General features: G+C 66.2%; 15 protein-coding genes. 6 read left to right on the forward strand and 9 right to left on the reverse strand.

From position 1 onward, the window contains the following. The first annotated feature begins 132 nt into the window (after positions 1-132). From WDB66_RS02830 to WDB66_RS02840, 3 genes are all read left to right on the forward strand, one after another. A complete protein-coding gene (locus tag WDB66_RS02830) occupies positions 133-966 on the forward strand; it encodes a MetQ/NlpA family ABC transporter substrate-binding protein (RefSeq protein ID WP_339396981.1) in 834 nt (277 codons plus the stop codon). Between the two features lie 233 nt (positions 967-1,199). After that, entirely contained in the window at positions 1,200-2,249 is a 1,050-nt protein-coding gene (gene truD / locus WDB66_RS02835) for a tRNA pseudouridine(13) synthase TruD (RefSeq protein WP_339396983.1), read from the forward strand. A 212-nt stretch (positions 2,250-2,461) separates the two neighbouring features. Next, the gene (locus tag WDB66_RS02840; protein WP_339396985.1) at positions 2,462-3,802 is read left to right on the forward strand and encodes a replication-associated recombination protein A; all 1,341 of its coding nucleotides are present in this window, start codon (positions 2,462-2,464) and stop codon (positions 3,800-3,802) included. A gap of 192 nt (positions 3,803-3,994) precedes the next feature. On the opposite strand, the gene WDB66_RS02845 is transcribed toward WDB66_RS02840, so the two are convergent. The 8 genes from WDB66_RS02845 to WDB66_RS02880 all read right to left on the reverse strand — a co-directional run bounded on the left by WDB66_RS02845 (position 3,995) and on the right by WDB66_RS02880 (position 14,231). Further along, complete coding sequence (locus tag WDB66_RS02845; RefSeq protein WP_339396987.1) at positions 3,995-5,194, reverse strand: acetate/propionate family kinase; 1,200 nt, start codon at positions 5,192-5,194, stop codon at positions 3,995-3,997. A 162-nt stretch (positions 5,195-5,356) separates the two neighbouring features. Further along, positions 5,357-6,109, reverse strand: a complete 753-nt coding sequence (locus WDB66_RS02850; protein WP_339396989.1) for an SDR family NAD(P)-dependent oxidoreductase — start codon at positions 6,107-6,109, stop codon at positions 5,357-5,359. Between the two features lie 38 nt (positions 6,110-6,147). Continuing rightward, positions 6,148-7,554, reverse strand: coding sequence for a bifunctional enoyl-CoA hydratase/phosphate acetyltransferase (locus tag WDB66_RS02855; protein WP_339396991.1), 1,407 nt, complete (start codon positions 7,552-7,554; stop codon positions 6,148-6,150). Between the two features lie 302 nt (positions 7,555-7,856). After that, the gene (locus WDB66_RS02860) at positions 7,857-8,942 is read right to left on the reverse strand and encodes a branched-chain amino acid aminotransferase (protein WP_339396993.1); all 1,086 of its coding nucleotides are present in this window, start codon (positions 8,940-8,942) and stop codon (positions 7,857-7,859) included. A 159-nt stretch (positions 8,943-9,101) separates the two neighbouring features. After that, on the reverse strand, positions 9,102-10,508 hold the full coding sequence (gene lpdA / locus WDB66_RS02865) for a dihydrolipoyl dehydrogenase (protein WP_339396995.1): 1,407 nt from the start codon (positions 10,506-10,508) through the stop codon (positions 9,102-9,104). Positions 10,509-10,597: 89 nt separating this feature from the next. Beyond that, positions 10,598-11,950 carry a dihydrolipoamide acetyltransferase family protein gene (locus tag WDB66_RS02870; protein WP_339396997.1) on the reverse strand — a complete coding sequence of 451 codons (1,353 nt, stop codon included), beginning with the start codon at positions 11,948-11,950 and terminating at the stop codon, positions 10,598-10,600. Positions 11,951-11,953: 3 nt separating this feature from the next. Beyond that, positions 11,954-12,994, reverse strand: a complete 1,041-nt coding sequence (locus WDB66_RS02875) for an alpha-ketoacid dehydrogenase subunit beta (RefSeq protein ID WP_339396999.1) — start codon at positions 12,992-12,994, stop codon at positions 11,954-11,956. Between the two features lie 4 nt (positions 12,995-12,998). Next, the gene (locus WDB66_RS02880; protein ID WP_339397001.1) at positions 12,999-14,231 is read right to left on the reverse strand and encodes a thiamine pyrophosphate-dependent enzyme; all 1,233 of its coding nucleotides are present in this window, start codon (positions 14,229-14,231) and stop codon (positions 12,999-13,001) included. A 141-nt stretch (positions 14,232-14,372) separates the two neighbouring features. Between WDB66_RS02880 and WDB66_RS02885 the strand changes: the two genes are divergently transcribed. The 3 genes from WDB66_RS02885 (at position 14,373) to WDB66_RS02895 (ending at position 18,185) form a co-directional block, all read left to right on the forward strand. After that, positions 14,373-15,308 carry a LysR family transcriptional regulator gene (locus tag WDB66_RS02885; protein ID WP_339397003.1) on the forward strand — a complete coding sequence of 312 codons (936 nt, stop codon included), beginning with the start codon at positions 14,373-14,375 and terminating at the stop codon, positions 15,306-15,308. 48 nt (positions 15,309-15,356) lie between these two features. After that, positions 15,357-16,586 (forward strand): sodium/glutamate symporter, encoded by a 1,230-nt coding sequence (gene gltS, locus WDB66_RS02890; protein WP_339397005.1) that lies wholly within the window; start codon positions 15,357-15,359, stop codon positions 16,584-16,586. A gap of 186 nt (positions 16,587-16,772) precedes the next feature. Next, positions 16,773-18,185: an erythromycin esterase family protein gene (locus WDB66_RS02895; RefSeq protein WP_339397007.1), complete on the forward strand. Its 1,413-nt coding sequence runs from the start codon at positions 16,773-16,775 to the stop codon at positions 18,183-18,185. A 103-nt stretch (positions 18,186-18,288) separates the two neighbouring features. Here WDB66_RS02895 and WDB66_RS02900 read toward each other — a convergent pair whose 3' ends face one another. Then, entirely contained in the window at positions 18,289-20,727 is a 2,439-nt protein-coding gene (locus tag WDB66_RS02900; RefSeq protein ID WP_339397009.1) for a serine/threonine-protein kinase, read from the reverse strand. Positions 20,728-20,799: the final 72 nt, after the last annotated feature.

The raw sequence follows: 20,799 nt of genomic DNA on the forward strand, positions 1-20,799 counted from the left end.
TTTTGTTTATTGCTATCGCGAACTGCCCCCCTCACCCCAGCCCTCTCCCCCGCCGTTGGCAGGGGAGAGGGAGCGGTTTTTTTTGCATTTCCTGGGCAGGTCCTGGGACTCACGTTAACTGGATGAATTGACATGAAACATTCCCCGCGTTCCCTGCTTCTCGCCGGCCCGATTCTCGTCAGTCTGGTCCTGGCCGGCGCGGCACTGGCATTGACGGCCTGCGGTGGCGGTCAACGCGATGGCGCGGATACGCGTCTGAGCGTGGCCGCGACCGCGATCCCGCACGCCGAGATCCTGGAGGTGGTCAAGCCGCTGCTGGCCGAGCAGGGCGTGACGCTGGAGGTGCGCATCTTCAGCGACTATGTGCAGCCCAATGACCAGGTCGTGCAGAAGCGCATCGACGTCAACTACTTCCAGACCGAACCCTATCTGGACGCCTACAACCGCGATCGCGGCACGCAGCTGGTGACGCTGACCGGCGTTCATATCGAACCCTTCGGCGCCTATTCGCGCCGTTTCGATGCGCTCGATGCACTGCCGGAAGGCGCCGATGTGGTGATCCCGAACGACCCGAGCAACAACAGCCGCGCGCTGATCCTGCTGCACCACGCCGGCGTGATCCAGCTGGCTGATCCGACCAACGCGCTGGCCACGCTGCGCGACATCACCGCCAACCCGAAGCAGTTGAAGTTCCGCGAACTGGACGCGGCGATGCTGCCGCGTGTGCTGGATCAGGTAGATCTGGCGCTGATCAACACCAACTATGCGCTGGATGCCGGACTGAACCCGACCGAAGACGCGCTGGCGATCGAGGACAGTGATTCGCCGTATGTGAACTTCCTCGTCGGCCACGCGGAAAGCCGCGACGACCCGCGCGTGCAGGCCTTGGCCAAGGCCCTGACCAGCGAAGACGTGCGCGCCTTCATCCAGAGCCGCTACCAGGGCGCCGTGCTGCCGGCATTCTGAGCATGCGGTAGCCCGGGTAAGGCGAAGCCGTATCCGGGTGTGGCCTTCCCCATGAATCCAGACCTTCCCAATGATCCGGACCTCCGATGCGCTGGGATCGGTCAAGGGCTTGCCCAGACCACATGTTTTGCCACGCAACCGGAAAACACCGGCCAACCCCTGCATCGGCCACACCATTGCCAACCCGCCGCCGCGTGTCATCATTGCCGGCTGCCTTTTGCCGTGTGACTTCCATGTCTGACCAGAACCCCGCCCCGGTGCCGCGCCCGGATGCCTTCGGCCCACCGCTGCTGAGCGCCGCAATCCGCAGCACGCCGGCGGATTTCATCGTCGAGGAAATCCCCGGATTCACGCCGGACGGGCAGGGTGAACACCTGTTTCTGTGGGTGGAGAAGCGTGGTGCCAACACCTTCTGGGTGGCGCAGCAACTGGCGCGCTGGGCCGGCGTGGCCGATCACGCGGTGAGCTGGGCCGGCATCAAGGACCGCCACGCAGTGACCCGCCAGATGTTCAGCGTGCACCTGCCCAAGCGCGTGCGGCCGGCGCTGGAAGGGCTGGAACATCCGGATTTCCGCGTGCTGGAAGAAACCTGGCACGGGCGCAAACTGCCGCGTGGCGCACTGCGCGGCAACCGTTTCGAACTGCTGCTGCGCGAGCTTGCCGGTGATCCGGAGGCGATCAATGCGCGGCTGGAACAGATCGCTGCGCGCGGCGTGCCCAACTGGTTCGGGGAGCAGCGTTTCGGGCGTGAAGGCGGCAATATAGCGGCGGCGCGCGCGATGTTCGCCGGGCGCCGGATGCCGCGCGAGAAGCGATCGATCCTGCTGTCGGCGGCGCGCTCGGACATCTTCAACCGCATCCTGGCCGAACGCGTGCGCCTCGGTGCCTGGGATCGCGCATTGCCGGGCGAAGTGTTCGTGCTGGATGGCAGCAACAGCGTGTTCGGGCCGGAACCGCTGGACGATACTCTGGTCGCGCGGCTTGAAGCGCAGGACATCCATCCCGGCGGTGCGCTGTGGGGCGAGGGCGAACTGCGCAGTCAGGAACAGGTGCGCGAGATCGAGGAAGCCGTTGTCGCGGAGGTGCCCGATCTTGCCGCCGGTCTTGTTGCCGCGCGCCTGAAACAGGAACGCCGCGCCCTGCGCCTGCCGGTACGCGAACTGCGCTGGCAGTGGCAAGGCGATGATGTGCTGAAACTGGCGTTCATGCTGCCGCCCGGCTGCTATGCCACCGCCGTGCTGGATGCGCTGGGCGACGTGGTGAACAAGGCGAGTACGGCCTGAGTCCCGCTGTCGGGCATCGCTGCGTTCAGCCTGACCTATATCGACTCCGGCATCCGAACGCATAGGCTCGCGGTGAGTGCAGCGAACCCCAACAACCGGAGGTTCGACTTGCTTGGCCATCCCATGCGTATCGCGTCCACCACCGGAGAAGATGCGCCGTCCCGACATCGCCCAGCACCCCGCCGATGCGCGGAGCCAATAGAATCCCCCGCATGAGCAACACGCCTTCCCTGTTCGATGCGCCTGCCGCGCTCAAACCATTGGCCGAGCGCATGCGGCCGCGTTCGCTGGACGATATGGTCGGGCAACGGCGCCTGTTGTCGGAAGGATCGGCGCTGCGCCGCGCGATCGAATCCGGCCGCCTGCATTCGATGATCCTGTGGGGGCCGCCGGGCTGCGGCAAGACCACGCTTTCGCTGCTTCTGGCGCAGTATGGCGAGGCCCGTTTCCATGCGATTTCGGCCGTGCTGTCCGGCCTGCCACAGGTGCGCGAAGTGCTGGCCGAGGCCGAGCGCGCGTTCCAGGCCGGACAGCGCACGCTGCTGTTCGTGGACGAGGTGCACCGCTTCAACAAGGTGCAGCAGGATGCCTTCCTGCCGCATATCGAACGCGGCAGCATCGTTTTCGTCGGCGCCACCACCGAAAATCCCAGCTTTGAACTTAACTCGGCACTGCTCTCGCGCTGCCGTGTGCATGTGATGGAAGGGGTTTCGCCAGAGGACATCGTGCAGGCGCTGCAACGCGCGCTGGCCGATGCCGAACGCGGCCTTGGCGGGCAGGACATCATGATTTCCCCAGACAATCTGATGCTGATCGCGCAGGCCGCCGATGGCGATGTGCGGCGCGCGCTGACGCTGCTGGAAATCGCCGCCGAGCTGGCCGGCACCGGTGATGGCCATATCGATGAAGCCCTGCTGGCGCAGGTGCTGGCCGACCGCAGCCGGCGCTTCGACAAGCAGGGCGAGCAGTTCTACGACCAGATTTCGGCACTGCACAAGTCCGTGCGCAGCTCCAACCCGGACGCCGCGCTGTACTGGCTCACGCGCATGCTCGATGGTGGCTGCGATCCGGTCTATCTGGCGCGGCGGCTGACCCGCATGGCGGTCGAAGACATCGGTCTGGCCGACCCGCGCGCGTTGCCGATGGCGATCGACGCCTGGAACACCTTCGACCGCCTCGGCAGCCCGGAAGGCGAATTGGCGCTGGCCCAGGTCGCGATCTATCTGGCCGCCACCGCCAAATCCAACGCCGTCTACAGCGCCTACAACCAGGCCCGCGCCGAGGTGCGCAGCAGCGGCACGCTGCCGGTGCCGCTACACCTGCGCAACGCGCCGACCAAGCTGATGAAACAGATCGGCTACGGCAAGAACTACCAGTACGACCATGATGCGGAAGGCGGCATCGCGCTGGACCAGACAGGCTTCCCCGACGAACTGGGCGAACGCCAGTATTACCACCCGGTGGAGCGTGGCCTGGAGATCAAGCTGAAGGAAAAGCTCGACGCCCTGCGCATCGCACGCGAGCAGGCCAGGGCGCAGAAGAAACCGGAGTGACGAGCGCTGTGACGTTTCCCGCGTCCGGCATCGCTGCGCTCAGCCCGACCTATGGAAAACCCGGTGCGGCCAGGAAATCCGGCGCGCTTTTGTGTGCACAGCTTGCCGGTCCTGTGCACAGGTTGGCGGTGAGCACAGCGAACCCCAACGGCGGGATGCTTCCCGATCCATCACCTGCAGAACGAGACGACTTCAACCAACGAGCAGCGATTGCGCCTGACGCGCCGCGATCCATTCCTCGTTGGTTGGTTCCACACCGACCAGGACGCGGCTGACGGCCGACGAAATCGTCGTGGCATTCGCGCTGTTGGCGGCATCGTCCAGTTCGATGCCGAGGAAGGCCAGGTCGCGGCAGACGCGTTCGCGGATGAAGGCATTGTGTTCGCCGACGCCGGCGGTGAACACCAGCAGGTCCAACCCGCCGAGCACAGCGGCCAGCGCGCCGATTTCGCGCACGATGCGGCGCACGTACAGCGCCAGCGCCAGGCGCGCGCGTTCGCCGGTTTCGCCTTCGTCATTCTCGTGCCGCACGATCACGCGCGGCTCGGCGGAAATGCCGGAAACGCCGAGCAGGCCGGAGCGGTGGTAGAGCATCCGGCCGACTTCTTCGAGCGAGAGCTTCTCGATTTCCATCAGGTACAGCAGCGCGCCCGGATCCAGTGCGCCGGTACGGGTGCCCATCATCAGACCGTCGAGCGCGGAAAAACCCATCGTGGTCGCGACGCTTTCCAGGTTCCGCATCGCGCACAGGCTGGCGCCGCTGCCCAGGTGCGCGACGATGGTGCGTCCGCGTGCGATGTCGCCGTGACGCTCGGGCAACGCGGTGGCCATGTAGGCGTAGGACAGGCCGTGGAAGCCGTAGCGCCGAACCCCGCGTTCGAAGGCCGAGTACGGCAGCGGCAAGACCTGCTCCACCAGTGGCAAGCTGTGATGAAAGCCGGTGTCAAAGCAGGCCACCTGGGTCATGCGCGGGTACTGTTCCAGCAGCAGGCTCATGGCTTTCAGCGGGAAGGGCTGGTGCAGCGGCGCGAGCGGAATCAGTTCGCGCAGTTCGGCAATCAGCGCCGCATCGACCCGGGTGGGTGTGAAGTATTTGCTGCTGCCATGCACCACGCGATGCGCGACGGCGGCGATGCGGCGCCCGGACAGCCGCTGCATGACGCGTTCGCGGATCAGCGCCAGCGCGGCGGTGTGCGGGTGCTCGGCATCCAGTGTCACCGGGAAAGGTTCAATGCCAGTCTCGCCAAAATCGGGTGTCGGCCCGCCGATGCCCTGCACCTTGCCGCTCCACAGCGGGATGCGCGGCAGCGGCTCGGCGGCGGGAAACAGCGCGAACTTGATGCTGGAGGAGCCGCAGTTGAGGACGAGGATCAGATCTTCGTTGGAAGGCATGGCAAAGCCTGTGTCGGGTGGATCGGAGTGCCGCAACACCCCGCAATCTGGTTGTAGGAGCGCACCCGCAGGGGGCGCGATGATGATTTCCGGGGCAGACCCATTCGCGCCCCCTGCGGGTGCGCTCCTACGGTGGAAGGTATTTTCTATGGGAGGTGTTTTCTAGCGCGCGGTGTAGCCGCCATCCACGACCAGCCCTGCGCCGGTCATGAAGCTGGCCGCTTCCGACAGCAGGAAAGCGGCGGCATGCGCGATTTCTTCCGGGCGGCCAAGGCGGCCGATGGCGTGCAGGCCGACCAGCGCGCCACGGGTATCGGCATCCAGCCCATCCAGGATCGGAGTTTCGACATAACCCGGGTGGATCGAATTGATCCGCACACCCTTCGCCGAATAGGCCAGCGCGGCGGCGCGGGTCAGGCCGGTGACGCCGTGCTTGGCGGCCACATACGCGGTGGCGTTGGCATCGCCGACCACGCCCAGGATCGAGGACATGTTGACGATGGCGCCGCCGCCGGCCGCCAGCATCGCCGGGATCTGATAACGCAGGCCGTACTGCACGCCGCTGAGGTTGATGTCGATGACGCGCTGCCACTCGGCCGGTTCCAGCTCGCCGGCCGGCTTCAATGTGCCGCCGATGCCGGCGTTGTTGAACGCCAGGTGCAGCGCGCCGAATGATTCCTGCGCCAACACCACGGCGGACTGCGCGTCTTCCGGGCGCGAAACGTCGCCCACATGCGCCACCGCGTCGCCGCCGGCGGCGATGATCTCGGCCACAACACGCGCCACGGTGTCGGCGTCGATGTCCGAGACCACGACGCGCACGTCGTTTTCAGCCAGCAGTTTCGCCGTCGCCGCGCCGATGCCGGAGCCGGCACCAGTGACCAGTGCGGTGTCGCCCTTGAAGCTGTATTTCATTGCGGTGTCCTCGGGTCTGGAAAGAAAGTTGAACCTGCTTACGGCGGGCTGACGCGATAGCGGTGCGCCAGCATCAGCGCGATCGCGCAGGAGGCGATGCGGGCTTCGTGGGTATCGGCGCGGCTGGTCAGGATCACTGGCACCTTGGCCCCCATCACGATACCGGCGCTGGCGGCCTGGCCCAGATACATCAGCTGCTTGGCGAGCATATTGCCGCTTTCAAGATCGGGTACGACCAGGATGTCGGCCTGGCCGGCGACGGGCGAGACAATGCCCTTGGTGCGCGCGGCGGCGGGCGAGACGGCGTTGTCGAACGCGAGCGGGCCATCCAGCGTGCCACCAACGATCTGGCCACGGTCGGCCATCTTGCACAGCGCGGCGGCATCCAGCGTGGCCGGCATCGAAGGCATCACCGTTTCCACCGCCGCCAGGATCGCGACCTTCGGGTCCGGCACGCCGATCACGTGCGCCAGGTCGATCGCGTTCTGCACGATGTCAGCCTTCTGCATCAGATCCGGCGCGAGATTGATCGCCGCATCGGTGACGATGAACGGGCGTGGATAATGCGGTGTCTGCAACACGAAGCAATGGCTGACGCGGCGCTTGGTGCGCAGGCCGGCATCGCGCGCGACCACGGCGGTCATCAGTTCGTCGGTGTGCAGGCTGCCTTTCATCAGCGCCTCGACCTTGCCTTCGCAGGCCAGTTGCGAGGCGCGCGCGGCGGCGGCGTGGCTGTGCGCGGCGTCTTCGATCACGACGCCGGACAGGTCGAAACCTTCCTGTTGCGCCACGGCCTCGATGCGCGCACGCGGGCCGACCAGCACCGGCTCGATCAGCCCGGCGCTGCGCGCATCCAGTGCGCCCTTCAGGCTTGGCGCATCGCAGGGATGCACCACGGCGACGCGGATCGCGGCCAGCGGCGCGACATGCGCCAGCAGGCGGCCGAGACCATCGTTGCCGTTGCTGTCGCGGCGGATCTCGGGCAGGCCGGCGCGCGGCAGTTCGATGCGCTCGCTCGGCGCAATCACACGTGCCTTGCCGTCGATCACGACGATGCCGTCCTGGTTGACGCAGGTGCAGGCCAGTACGACCTGGCGCGTGGCGGCATCCAGCACTTCCACCTGCACCTTGACCTTGAGGCGGTCACCGACCTTCAACGCCGCGTGGAAAGCCAGCGCCTGTTCCAGATGCACGCTGCCCGGGCCCGGCAGGCGGGTGTCGATCAGCGTGCCGATCAGGGCGCCGCCCCAGGTGCCGCGCGCCACGTTGTCCTGTGACGCTGCCTGCTGCCGCTCGACGGCGACTCCGGCCAGCGCGGCAAAAGCGTGGACATCTTCGCGCGTCAACACGCGTTCGACGCTGGCGGCATCGCCCACGGCCAGTTCGTCGAAAGTGCGGTTGCGCAGCAATGTCAGGTCATCGGGAGACGGGGCGGGTGAGGTCACTGGAACTCCTTGGATGGCTCGGATGGAAGCGGTCTGCGGTTGCCGGCGAATATCCGGTGCCAGTCATGCTGCCGACATCCGGTTTCGTCACCGCGATCCGGCATGATGCCAGCCCGGAATGCCGCGCTGCTCGCCATCAATCGCAGACTAGGTGCAAAGCCTGACGGCGAGGTTGAGCAGGATCAAACTTCGTTTTGGATCGACGGATCGACGGAGTGGACGCTGGCAAATGTGCGGTCCTGAAACAGAAATGCCAGCCGGAAGCTTCCGGCTGGCATTCGGGAAACACGCTGCGGACAGCTTCAGGCCAGCTTGGTCAGCCAGCCGTGGCGGTCTTCGCTGCGGCCGTACTGGATGTCGGTCAGTTCCTTGCGGATCGACATGGTGAGTTCACCCGGTTCGGCGTCGGCGTTGCCGACCGAGAAGTCCGTGCCCTTGAGTACGCCGATGGGCGAGATGCTGGCGGCGGTGCCGCAGGCGAAGGTTTCCACGATGTCGCCCGAGCGCATGCCGTCGATCCATTCCTGCACGTCGATGCGGCGCTCGGTGACGCTGACGCCGCGGTCGCGCAGCAGCTGGATCACCGACAGGCGGGTGATGCCTTCCAGAATGCTGCCGCTCAGTTCCGGAGTGATGACGCTGCCATCGCGCTGCACCAGGAACACGTTCATGCCGCCCAGTTCTTCGATGTAGCGGCCTTCCTGCGAATCCAGGAACAGCACCTGGGCGCAGCCGTTGGCCATGGCCTGCTGCTGCGGCAGCAGCGAGGAGGCGTAGTTGCCACCGCACTTGGCCGATCCGGTGCCGCCCTTGCCGGCGCGCGAGTAGTCGCGCGAGAGCCAGATCGATACCGGCTTGACGCCGCCCTTGAAGTACGCGCCGGCCGGGCTGGCGATGACGTAGTAGGCTGCTCGCTGGGCCGCGCGCACGCCGAGAAAATCCTCGTTGGCGATCATGAACGGGCGCAGATAGAGGCTGGCCTCACCGCCGCTGGGCACCCAGTCCTTGTCGATGGATACCAGTTGGCGGATCGATTCGACGAAGGTTTCGACCGGCAGTTCCGGCAGCGCCAGGCGGCGCGCGGAATGCTGCATGCGGGCGCCGTTGGCTTCCGGGCGGAACGACCAGATCGAGCCGTCGGCGTGGCGGAAGGCCTTCAGCCCTTCAAAAATTTCCTGCGCGTAGTGCAGCACCGCCGAGGCCGGCGACAGGCTGAGCGGGCCGTAGGCGCGGACCTGGGCATCGTGCCAGCCGTCGGCCTGGGTCCAGTCGATGGCGACCATGTGGTCGGTGAAATGGGTGCCGAAGCCGGGATTGGCGAGGATCGCGTCGCGCTCGGCCTGGCTGCGGGGATGGGCGGAAGGGGAAACCTGGAAGTCGATGCTCATGGGAAAACTCGATGCGGAAGAAGGGAATGCGTCGGGCAACTGCGAGCCGCAGGCCGCGATCCGGATATCCGGCCGGCCCATGGTAACTGCCGGCCGGCCGGGGAATCAGCACCGCCGCTGCGGCAGCGGCGGGCGTGGATCAGCGCTGCGACGCCCGGTTCAGATGTGCAGCGCGTGGCCGAGGGCTCGCAGTGCAGCTTCCTGCACGGCCTCGCCCAGGGTCGGGTGCGGGTGGATCGTGGCGGCGATGTCTTCCAGCGACGCGCCCATTTCGATGGACTGCACGAAGGCGATGGACAGCTCGGACACCTGCGCGCCCACGGCCTGCCAGCCGAGGATGCGGTGGTCGTCCTCGCGTGCGACCACGCGCACGAAGCCGTCGGAGGATTCCAGCGTCATCGCGCGGCCATTGGCGGCGAACGGGAACAGCGCGGTCTTGATCGTGATGCCGTGGGCCTTGGCCTCGTCCGGTGACAGGCCGACCACGACCACTTCCGGATCGGTGAAGCACACCGCCGGGATCGCGGCCGGTTCGAAACGGCGTTTTTTGCCGCTGACGATCTCGGCCACCATTTCGCCCTGCGCCATCGCGCGGTGCGCCAGCATCGGCTCGCCGGCGACATCGCCGATGGCCCAGACATTGCGCATCGAAGTGCGGCACTGGTCGTCGATCTTGATGGCGCGGCCGGCCATGTCCAGGTGCAGCGATTCCAGATTGAAGCCATCGGTCTTGGGGCGACGGCCGACGGCGACCAGGATCTGGTCGGCATCCAGCGCCAGTTCCTTGCCGTCCGGACTGCGCACGCGCAGCGCGCCGGAATCGGAAAGCCCCAGCACGCTGTGGCCGGTGAGCAGGGCGACGCCGGATTTTTCCAGATGCTGTGCGACCGGGCGGGTCAGCTCGGCATCGTAGGCCGGCAGGATGCGGTCCTGTGCTTCGACCACGAGCACATCGCAGCCGAGCTTGCGGTAGACGCTGCCCAGTTCCAGACCAATGTAGCCACCGCCGACGACGATCAGCTTCTTCGGCAAGGCCTTGGGCGAGAGCGCTTCGGTGGAGGAAATCACCTTGCCGCCGAACGGCAGGAACGGCAGCTCCACCGGCACTGAACCGGTCGCCAGCAGCAGGTGTTCGCAGCGGATGCGCAGCAGCTGGCCGCCATCGCCGGCACCTGCCACTTCGACCGTCTTGCCGTCGACCACCTTGCCCAGGCCGGACACCACGCGCACGCCGTTCTTCTTCAACAACGCCGCCACGCCGCCGGTCAGACGGCGCACGATGCCGTCCTTCCAGGCCACGGTCTTGCCTATGTCCAGGGCCGGTGCCTGCACGCTGATGCCCAGTGCCGAATCGCCGGCCGCGAACGCGGCAACTTTCGCGAATTCCTCGGCGGCGTGGATCAGCGCCTTGGACGGAATGCAGCCGATGTTGAGGCAGGTGCCGCCGGGCGTGGCCGCTTCCACCAGCACGGCGGGAATGCCGAGCTGGCCGGCGCGGATCGCCGCGACGTAGCCGCCGGGGCCGCCGCCGAGGACAAGAAGTTGGGTTTCGATTGTGTGTGCCATGACGTTGGGACTACCTGAAAGTTGGGGCTCCCCCTCCCCCGCCGGCGGGGGAGAGGGGATTGTTATCCGGCGTTCGTTTGAATATCCGGTTACTCCACAAACAGCAGGGTCGGGTTTTCCAGCAGGGCGCGGATCGCCTGCACGAACTCGGCCGCTTCCATGCCGTCGACGATGCGGTGGTCGAACGAGGACGAGAGGTTCATCAGCTTGCGCGCGACCACGTGGCCGCCGCGGAAGCAGGGCCGCTCGATGATGCGGTTGACGCCGACGATGGCCACTTCCGGGTGGTTGATGATCGGGGTGGAGGCGATGCCGCCGATCGGGCCGAGGCTGGAAATGGTGATGGTCGAACCACTCAGTTCCTCGCGCGTGGCCTTGCCGGTGCGTACCGCGTTGGCAAGGCGTGCGATTTCGGCGGCGGTCTGCCACAGGTCCAGCGCTTCGGCATGGGCCACCACCGGCACCGATAACCCGACCTCGCTTTGCGTCGCGATGCCCAGCTGCACGCCGCCGTAGCGGGTGACGATGTTGGCCTCGTCGTCGAAACGCGCATTCATCTGCGGAAAATCGCGCAGCGCCAGCACGATGGCGCGGGCCAGGAACGGCAACAGCGTGAGCTTGCCGCGCTCGGCGCCATGGCGCGTATTGAGCGTGGCGCGCAGCGCCTCGACCTCGGTCACGTCGATTTCTTCGACGTAGGTGATGTGCGGAATGCGGGTCCAGGAATCCTGCATCTTCTGCGCGATGCGACGGCGCAGGCCGATCACCGGAATCTGCGTTTCACCACCGCGACGCGCGTAACCGCTGCCGCTGTTGCCACCGCTGCGGGTCTGCCCGCCACTGGCGGCATAGGCATCCAGATCGGCATGGGTGATGCGCCCACCGGCGCCAGTGGGCGGCACGTAGCGCAGTTCGACACCCAGATCCCAGGCGCGACGACGCACCGCCGGCGAGGCCAACGGACGTTCGCCAGGCTGCAAGGTTCCGCGTGTGGGCGCGGAACCGGGAATCGGGAGTGGGGAATGGGGAGTCGTAGAGGCGGGGGCAACGGACGCCGGTGCGGGCACAGGCTTTGCCTGAGATGTTTCAGGCACGGTTTGCACGGCTTGAGCCGGGGCAGCATCAGCCGCAGCCGCCCCCGCTTTTGCCATTCCCGAATCTCCATTCCCGATTCCCGCCCCCCCAGCCACATTGCCCGCACCTTCCACTTCCAGACGGATCAGTTCGCTGCCCACGGCCATCATTTCGCCAGGCGCACCGCCGAGCGAGAGCACGGTGCCGGCCACTGGCGAGGGGATTTCGACCATCGCCTTGTCGGTCATGACCTCGGCCACGACCTGGTCTTCACCGACGCTGTCGCCGACCGCGACCTTCCAGGCGATCACTTCCACTTCCGCGATGCCTTCGCCGATATCGGGCATCTTGATGACATGCTGTCCCATGATTCAGTCCTCCAGCACGCGATGCATCGCGTCGATGACCCGGGCCGGCCCGGGGAAGTAGTCCCATTCCTGCGCGTGCGGGTAGGGCGTGTCCCAGCCGGTGACGCGCTCGACCGGGGCTTCCAGATGGTAGAAACAGTGCTCCTGCACCAGTGCGACCAGTTCGGCTCCGTAGCCGCAGGTGCGGGTGGCTTCGTGCAGCACGATGCAGCGGCCGGTCTTCTTCACCGAATCCACGATGGCGTCCAGATCCAGCGGCCACAGGCTGCGCAGGTCGATGACTTCGGCGTCGATGCCGGCATCGCGGGCGGCGGCCAGCGCCACCCAGACGGTGGTGCCGTAGGTCAGGATCGTCAGCGCCTTGCCTTCGCGCGCGATCGCGGCCTTGTCCAGCGGCACGTTGTAATAGCCTTCCGGCACGAGGTTGTCCGGGTGCTTGCCCCAGGACGTTACCGGGCGGTCGTGGTAGCCGTCGAACGGGCCGTTGTAGAGGCGCTTGGGCTCCAGGAAAATCACCGGATCCTCGCATTCGATTGAGGAAATCAGCAGACCCTTGGCATCGTACGGATTGGACGGCATCACGGTGCGCAGGCCGGCCACGTGGGTGAAGATCGCCTCCGGGCTCTGGCTGTGGGTCTGGCCGCCGTAGATGCCGCCACCGCAGGGTGTGCGGAACACGATGGGCGCGGTGAACATGCCGCAGGAGCGGTAACGCAGGCGCGCCGCTTCGGACACGATCTGGTCGTAGGCCGGATAGATGTAGTCGGCGAACTGGATCTCGGCCACCGGGCGCAGGCCGTAGGCACCCATGCCGATGGCCGCGCCGGCGATGCCGCTTTCGGAAATCGGCGTATCGAACACGCGGTGCTTGCCATACTTGGCCTGGAGGCCGTCGGTGCAGCGGAACACGCCACCGAAATAGCCCACGTCCTCGCCAAAGATCACGACGTTGTCGTCGCGCTCCAGCATCACGTCCATCGCCGAACGCAGCGACTGGATCATCGTCATCGGGCTGCCGCCCGGGGAAATCGGGTTGTCGCTCATCGGGTCAGACTCCAAGTTGCTGGCGCTGGCGGCGGAGATGGTCGGGCATGTCCTTGTAGACGTCCTCGAACATGTCGGCCGCGCCTGGACGCTTATCGCTGCCGAGGATGCCGTGGCGTTCGGCCTCCTTCAGCGCCTGCACCACTTCCTCGTCGAGGGCGGCGCGGGTGGCTTCGTGCTGCTCATCGCTCCACAGGCCGCGTGCGATCAGGTGCTTCTTCAGGCGTGCGACCGGATCGCCGAGCGGGAAGCGTTCGGCATCGTCGGCGGGGCGGTATTTGGACGGATCATCCGAGGTGGAATGCGGGCCGGCACGGTAGGTGATCCATTCGATCAGCGTCGGGCCGAGGCTGGCGCGGGCGCGCGCCGCAGCCCAGCGTGAGACCGCGTACACCGCGAGGAAGTCGTTGCCGTCCACGCGCAGTGACGGGATACCGTAGCCCAGGCCGCGCGTGGCCAGCGTGGTGTGTTCGCCGCCGGCAATCGCCTGGAAGGTGGAGATCGCCCACTGGTTGTTGACGATGTTGAGGATCACCGGCGCGTGGTAGACCTCGGCGAACGTCAGCGCGGCGTGGAAATCACCTTCCGCGGTGGCGCCGTCGCCAACCCAGGCCGCGGCGATCTTGGTATCGCCCTTGATCGCCGATGCCATCGCCCAGCCCACCGCCTGGATGTACTGCGTGGTCAGGTTGCCGGAGATCGAGAAGAAGCCGTGTTCCTTGTAGGAATACATGATCGGCAGCTGGCGCCCGCGCAGCGGATCGGCGGCGTTGGACAGCACCTGGCACATCATGTCGACCATCGACACGCCCTTGGCCAGCAGGATGCCCTGCTGCCGGTACGTGGGGAAATGCATGTCGCCGTCGCGTAGCGCCAAAGTCTGGCCGACCGCGATGGCTTCTTCGCCCAGGCACTGCATGTAGAAGGAGGTTTTCTTCTGGCGCTGGGCGATCAGCAGGCGCGCATCGTAGGCGCGGGTCTTGAGCATGGCGTGCATGCCCTTGAGCAGAATGTCGTCGGAAATGTCCCTGGCCCAGTCGCCGACGGCGTTGCCGTCGTCGTCCAGCACCCGGATCAGGCCGCGGGTGTAGTCGGTGGTTTCCGGCGGGGTTACATCCAGCGGCAATCCGGGCAGTGCGCCGGCCGGGCTGAGCTTCAGATAGGAGAAATCGGTGGTCTGCCCGGGCCGGGCGCTGGGCTCGGGCACGTGCAGATGCAGGGAGACGGAATCGCTCATGGCGTGGATCCTTTGCTGCGGGTGGAGCATCCGCAGGGGCAGGCCGGAGCCTGCCGGAAGCGGCGCGTTTGGGACCAAGTCTAGAAGTACGGCCAGTTATCGTAAAATTGATATAACTCCTACGAGGTATCTGCAAAACAGATGTCCATTCCCGGCAACCTTTCGCTCAAGCAACTGCGCTATTTCGCCGCTGCGGCCGAGTCCGGCCAGTTCTCGCTGGCAGCGCGGCGGCTGCATGTCTCGCAATCGGTGGTGACCACGGCGATCGCCCAGCTTGAAGCGATCCTGGGTGCCGATCTGTTCGAGCGGCTGCCGCATGGCGTCGAACTGACGGCCGCCGGGCACCGCTTCCACCAGCATGTGCGGCACGCGCTGGACACGCTGCTGGATGCGCTGAGCGAACCGTTGTTCTTCGGTGAAGACCTGTCCGGCGTGGTGCGGGTCGGGGCTTCGTACACGGTGCTGGGGTATTTCCTGCCCGGCCTGCTGGCACGCTTCCGCCGCGCCTACCCGAAGGTGGAACTGGACCTGATCGACATGGACCGCCCCAGCATCGAGCAGGGTGTGGCCGACGGCGATCTGGACGTGGGCCTGTGCATCACCTCCAACATGGATGCCGCGCCCGGCAGCCTGCGACGCCAGGTGCTGGCGCGCTCGCGCCGCCAGCTGTGGATGGCGCAGGAACACCCGCTGGGGCAACTGCCGCAGATCCGGCTGGCCGACATCGCCGCTTACCCCTACATCCTGTTGACCGTGGACGAAGGCGAGGCCTCGACCCTGCGCTACTGGCAGGCGGCCGGGCAGGAACCGAACATCGCCTTCCGCACCTCCACGCTGGAAGCGCTGCGCGGACTGGTGGCCTACGGTTTCGGCGTGACGATCCTGTCCGATATCGTGTACCGGCCCTGGTCGCTGGAAGGGCGCAAGATCGACAGCCGTATGATTGCCGATGTGGTGCCGCCGATGGAGGTGGGCCTGGTGTCACGCCGCGACGAGCGCCTGCCACAGGTGCCGCATGCGTTCCAGCAGTTCCTGGTGTTCGCCTGCAGCGCGATGCCCGATTCGATCCTGCGCTGACGCGCGGCTCACCCATTCGCAGACGCTTTCGCGCGGATTTCCGAACTGATGCCCGAACTGGACATACCCCACGTTTTGCAGGCCGATGGCCTGGTCACGACTACGATCGCGATCCTGCTGTTCTTCGTCGGGCGCCGGCTCAACCAGCGCTTCGCGTGGCTGCGGCGCTACAGCATTCCCGAACCGGTGGTGGGCGGGCTGTTCTGCGCGATCGTGGTGGGCGTGCTGTATTACGGCTTCGGCCGCCAAGTGCAGTTCACACTGGATGCGCGCGATGTGCTGCTGCTGTATTTCTTCGCCGCGATCGGGTTGAACTCGGATGTGCGCACGCTGCGCCAGGGCGGCTGGCCGCTGTTGATCCTGGTGCTGCTGGCCGGTGGTTTCATCCTGCTGCAGAACGGCGTGGGCATGGCGGTGGCCAGCGCCTTCGGCATGGACCCGCGCGCCGGCCTGATGACCGGATCAGTGTCGTTGACCGGCGGGGTCGGCACCACGCTGGCCTGGGCGCCGTATTTCACCGACACCCTGGGCATCGCCAACGCCGGGGAGCTGGGGCTGGCTTCGAACATGCTCGGGCTGATCGCCGCCTGCGTGGTCGGCGGCCCGATCGCCGGTTTCCTGATGCAACGCCACGGCATCGCCGGCTCGGGCGTGGCGACGCTGGAAATCGGCACCGCTTACGAACAGGAGCCGCGTGCACGCCTGCGTTACGAGGGCGTGCTGCATGCCTTGTTCTGGCTCAATATGGCGCTGATCGTGGGGCAGGGCATCAGTGCGCTGATCGATCTGACCGGGCTGAACCTGCCGGATTTCGTTGGCTGCCTGATGGCCGGCATCCTGATCCGCAGCATCGGTGACCTGCTGCGTCCGCGTGTCGGGCGGCTCTGGAACTGGCCGGCGATCCAGCCCGGCGTGGCGCTGATTTCCGATATCTGCCTGGGCCTGTTCCTGACGATGGCGCTGATGGGCCTGCAGGTCTGGCTGCTGCAGGACGTGCTGGGCTTTGTCGCCACGGTGATCACGGTGCAGGTGCTGCTGGTGGTGCTGTTCACCGTGTTCGTCGTGTTCCGCCTGATGGGGCGCGACTACGAGGCGGTCGTGGTGTGCGCTGGTTTCGGTGGCATCACGCTGGGTTCCACTGCGACCGCCGTGGCCAATATGAGCGCGGTCACGCGCCAGTACGGCAACGCCCCGCAAGCGATGCTGATCGTGCCGCTGGTCTGTGGCTTCTTCATCGACCTGGCCAATGCGCTGATGATCGGGGTGCTGGCCGGGTGAGCTGCGAATCTGGTCAGGGTGGCAACGGCGCATTCTACGCGCAGTGCAAGGCAGTGGAATAACCGAATGCGCCGGCCCAGTTCCAATAGCGAGCGCGCGAATCAGCCTGACAAATGGCCGGTTTGCTTGTCGGAACCTGCATTACACTCGTTGGCCGCCCGATCCACTCAAAGCCGGGGTCCCACGATGATTGGCCATTCCCATCCCGTCGCTGTCGGCAATATTCGGGCAGTGCTGTTCATGCTGCCGGTATTTCTATCGCTGTTGGCCGGTTGCAGCGGTTCTTCCAACTCCAGCCCGCCTCCGCTGCCCAGTCCGCCGCCGGCAACGCCTAACCCGGCACAAGTCCGTACTGCGCAACTGGACAGCGCCCTGCATCCGTTGCAGAGCACCGATCCGGGCGCGAATCCGGCTGATCTGGCGCCGCTGTCGCGCGTGGCCCAGGCGCGGGTCGTGGGCATGGGCGAGGGCACGCATGGGACACGCCAGTTCTTCCAAATGAAGCACCGCATCTTCCGCTGGCTGGTCCAGGAGCACGGCGTGCGTGTGTTCGCGATGGAATCGGACGTGGCCGAGGGCATTTACCTGGACCGTTACGTGCAGAGCGGCGAAGGCGATCTGGAGGCCATCATGCTGGCGCGCATGCATTACTGGCCCTGGTACACCGAGGAGGTGCGCGACCTGATCCAGTGGATGGCCGATTACAACGCCGGCCGGCCGGAGCAGGAACGGCTGCGCTACATCGGGGTGGATTCGGCCACGGTGGGTTTGCAGCCCGACCTGCTGATCGAATATCTGACCCGGACCGCGCCCGATCTGCTCGATGCCGCCGAGGAGGCGGTCGGGCCGTTGCGCGTATCGATGATGGGCGCCTGGGAGCTGTATGCCGGGATGGACCAGGACCAGTACGACACCTTGCGAAACGGTCTGGAAGAGCTGTCGGACACCCTGCTGGAGCGGCGCGCTGAACTGGTAGAGGTCGGTTCGGAGGCGGATTTCGAGCTGCACATGTATTTGCTGGGGAACCTGCTGGATTCCCACGCCGCCATGTTCATGGCCTACAACGCGGAATGGATCGATCAGTCCCATCACCGGGAACGGAGCCTTGCCAACAACGTCCTGCGGCTGGAATCCCTCACCGAGCCAGGCATCCGGGTGGCGCTGTGGGGACACAATCTGCACGTGACCACCAGCCCCCACGGCGAGGGTTTCCCGACCATGGGCAGCTTCCTGCGCGAGACGCTGGGGGACGAATACCAGGCGATCGGTTTCTCGTGGACACACGGTGAATTCATGGCCCAGGCGCCCGGTGTCGGGTTGGCGAAGCACAGCCATCCGCTGCCGCCGCTGGCCGGTTCGGTCAATGAACTGCTGCATTCCGCCGGGGAGGATCAATACATCCTGGATCTCGGATTGTTGCCCGCTGCAGAGCTGCGTACCTGGCTGACGCAGCCGCGCAATTTCCTGCAGGTCGGCTCGGTCTACCAGCCCGAACTTCCGGCCAGCGCGTATTACGACCTGGAGGCCGTGCTGGAACGGTATGACGTGCTGATCCACATCGACCAGTCCGAAGCCAGCCGGCCGCTGCCGGTGCCATGAGTTCGGGCCTGCCGGTATGCCGGCAGGATGGGCGATGGGTGGCGGCGATGCTGGCAGCATGCCGCCGATGCCGGCGTGGATTGGCTGAAGCACACGCGCATTTCTACTGCGTGGCGGTGGCGGCTTCTGCCTGAAGTGCGGCGGCCTGTTCTTCCATGCCCAATCGTTGGTACGTATCAATCAAACGTGTGGACGCCTCCCTGGTGCGTGGATGATCCGGGCCTTGGCGAGCCTGAAGCATGGCCAGCGCGGGTTCGAGTTTGTCGCGTGCGGCATGGGCCGCTCCGGCGGCAAGGTCGGCAGCGGCGGCGCTGGAGAGCATGACCGGCCAGTTCGGGAAGTTGGGGCCAAGGATGTCCGGCGCCAGGCGCAGCAATTCGGCAAAAGCGGCTCGTGACTCGACGACTCGACCGGCCTTGAGCAAAAGCGTGCCGCGCGCACTGCGCGCCATCAGGGTGTCGCGGTTCGGCGTGCCGCGCTCCATGGCGATGACTTCGTCGGCCAGTGCCAGGGCTTCGTCGGCACGGCCGAGTTTGTCAAGCGTCGAAATGAACATGACCCGATCGATCAGGGCATCATGCGAGTCGCCTTCGCCGCGTGCGATGCGGGTGTCCAGTGCCCGGCGCAACAGGGGCTCGGCTTCTGCGGGACGATCCAGCGAATTGTATGCGGCGGCCAGTTGTGCCCCGGAACCCAGCGTCAGCGGATGGTCGTCGCCATACCGGACGCGCCGCTTTTCGTAGACCTCGGCATACCATTGGGCGGCTTCCTCCAGTCGCCCCTGGCGATGCAGGGTCTGGCCGAGCACCTTCTTGGTGTAGAGCGTCTGCGGGTGGTCTTGTCCGAGACGGGTGGATTCCGAGTCGAGCGTCTGGCGGATCAGGCTTTCGGCCTCGACGAAGCCACCGGTTTGCAGCAGCGCGTAGGCCAGATTGTGGCGGAGCACGTCGGTGATGATGTCGCTGTCATCCAGATGTGCGAGCAATGGATCGGCAAGCAGGGAGCGATCGAGTTCGACCGCAGCTTCGACGTCTCCCACTTCTTCCAGCGCCTGGGCGCGCACCACACGAACCCGCAGAGCCAGGTGCGCGGCCCACTCCGCGTTGGATTGGGCAAGGGTTGCCTCCAGCGCCCAGGCTTGTTCCACCGCATCGGCGGGCTTGCCGCCACGCGCAAAATCCTGGATGCGGGCAAATTGCGCTTCGGCTGCTTCCCGGCTGGCAGGGCCGAAACCCTGATCCAGCCAGTTCTGTGCCTGATCGAAAAATCCTTGGGCGGTACCGCTTTCCCCCAATCCGCTCCAGGTTCGTCCCAGCAGGAGGGCGACCTGTCCTGCGGTGCGGGGTTGCGATGCCGCCGTGTCCAACGCCAGTGCAGCGCTTTCGAGAACCTGGCGCAAGGGCATGTCCGGCGAGCCACCGAGTTCAGGATCTGCCTCGGTCAGCATGCGTTCGACGAAGTCATTCACCGCGGACAGTTCCAGCGCTCTCGATTCGGCGTCCGCCTGGGCCAGCCGTGCACGCTGCGCCGCCAGGGTGCTGATCACCGTGGTGGCGACGAGTGCGAAAAACACGATGCCCGCCGCCACCGTGAGCGCGCGGTGGCGGCGCACGAAGCGGCTGGCGCGGTAGGCCAGGGTCGGGGCGCGGGCCAGCACCGGGTGGTGGTCGATCAGCCGCTGCAGGTCGTCGGCGAACTCGCCGGCGCTGGCGTAACGTTGCGCCGGATCACTTGCCAGCGCCTTCATCACCACACGGTCCAGATCGCCGCGTGCCTGCGGGCTGAGCTGCGACAGCCGGGGCGGGTCTTCGCGCCGCACGATGTCCAGCGCCTCGAACAGTGTGGATGTGGTCAGGCGCGGGTGCGGCAGACGGCCGCTGACCAGTTCGTAGGCGATCACGCCCAGGGCGTAGACATCGCTGCGCGCGTCGACGTCGGAAGCGCGTCCGGCCAGCTGCTCCGGGCTCATGTAGGGCAGGGTGCCGATGACCTGGCCGGCCTGTGTCATTTCCTCGTCGCTGTCGCGCAGGCGGGCCACACCGAAATCCAGAATGCGCGGCTGGCCCTGCGGATCGATCAGGATGTTGCCGGGTTTCAGATCGCGGTGGACGACGCCGTGTGCATGGGCATGCTGCACCGCGCGGCACAACGCGATCAGCAGTTGCAGGCGGGCATCGGGATCGGGGCGTTCGCGTTCGATGTGGCTGCGCAGGTCCGGGCCACGGATCAGCTCCATCGCCAGCCACGGGATAGGCATGCCGCCGATGACATCCTCGCCGGCGGCATAGAGCCGCGCGATGCCGGGGTGTTCGAGCTGGGCCAGGGTCTGGATTTCACGCTGGAAGCGGGCCAGCGCATTGCCGGACAGGCCGCGTACCACCTTCAGGGCGACTTCGCGCGGCGGGTGTTCCTCGCGCGCCAGATAGACCCGGCCCATGCCGCCTTCACCCAGCAGCCCGAGGATGCGATACGGACCCACGCGTGCTGGCAGTGCGATGCTGCCGGCCTGTTCCTTATCCAGTTTCAACGTGAGTTCGTGCATGGCGGCATCCGGTGGTGGTACCGCCATGCTGCCACAGCAGGGAGCACTTCCGGCGGCGCCGGGGTGACCGGC

Origin of the sequence: Denitratimonas organivorans (genome assembly GCF_037478135.1) — a bacterium.
Classification (GTDB): Bacteria; Pseudomonadota; Gammaproteobacteria; order Xanthomonadales; family Xanthomonadaceae; genus Denitratimonas.

Bases quoted from the DNA above. Each gene is read 5' to 3' on its own strand.
- WDB66_RS02830 (WP_339396981.1), top strand. From the start codon at position 133: ATGAAACATTCCCCGCGTTCCCTGCTTCTCGCCGGCCCGATTCTCGTC.
- truD (WP_339396983.1), top strand. From the start codon at position 1,200: ATGTCTGACCAGAACCCCGCCCCGGTGCCGCGCCCGGATGCCTTCGGC.
- WDB66_RS02840 (WP_339396985.1), top strand. From the start codon at position 2,462: ATGAGCAACACGCCTTCCCTGTTCGATGCGCCTGCCGCGCTCAAACCA.
- WDB66_RS02845 (WP_339396987.1), bottom strand. From the start codon at position 5,194: ATGCCTTCCAACGAAGATCTGATCCTCGTCCTCAACTGCGGCTCCTCC.
- WDB66_RS02850 (WP_339396989.1), bottom strand. From the start codon at position 6,109: ATGAAATACAGCTTCAAGGGCGACACCGCACTGGTCACTGGTGCCGGC.
- WDB66_RS02860 (WP_339396993.1), bottom strand. From the start codon at position 8,942: ATGAGCATCGACTTCCAGGTTTCCCCTTCCGCCCATCCCCGCAGCCAG.
- lpdA (WP_339396995.1), bottom strand. From the start codon at position 10,508: ATGGCACACACAATCGAAACCCAACTTCTTGTCCTCGGCGGCGGCCCC.
- WDB66_RS02870 (WP_339396997.1), bottom strand. From the start codon at position 11,950: ATGGGACAGCATGTCATCAAGATGCCCGATATCGGCGAAGGCATCGCG.
- WDB66_RS02875 (WP_339396999.1), bottom strand. From the start codon at position 12,994: ATGAGCGACAACCCGATTTCCCCGGGCGGCAGCCCGATGACGATGATC.
- WDB66_RS02880 (WP_339397001.1), bottom strand. From the start codon at position 14,231: ATGAGCGATTCCGTCTCCCTGCATCTGCACGTGCCCGAGCCCAGCGCC.
- WDB66_RS02885 (WP_339397003.1), top strand. From the start codon at position 14,373: ATGTCCATTCCCGGCAACCTTTCGCTCAAGCAACTGCGCTATTTCGCC.
- gltS (WP_339397005.1), top strand. From the start codon at position 15,357: ATGCCCGAACTGGACATACCCCACGTTTTGCAGGCCGATGGCCTGGTC.
- WDB66_RS02895 (WP_339397007.1), top strand. From the start codon at position 16,773: ATGATTGGCCATTCCCATCCCGTCGCTGTCGGCAATATTCGGGCAGTG.
- WDB66_RS02900 (WP_339397009.1), bottom strand. From the start codon at position 20,727: ATGCACGAACTCACGTTGAAACTGGATAAGGAACAGGCCGGCAGCATC.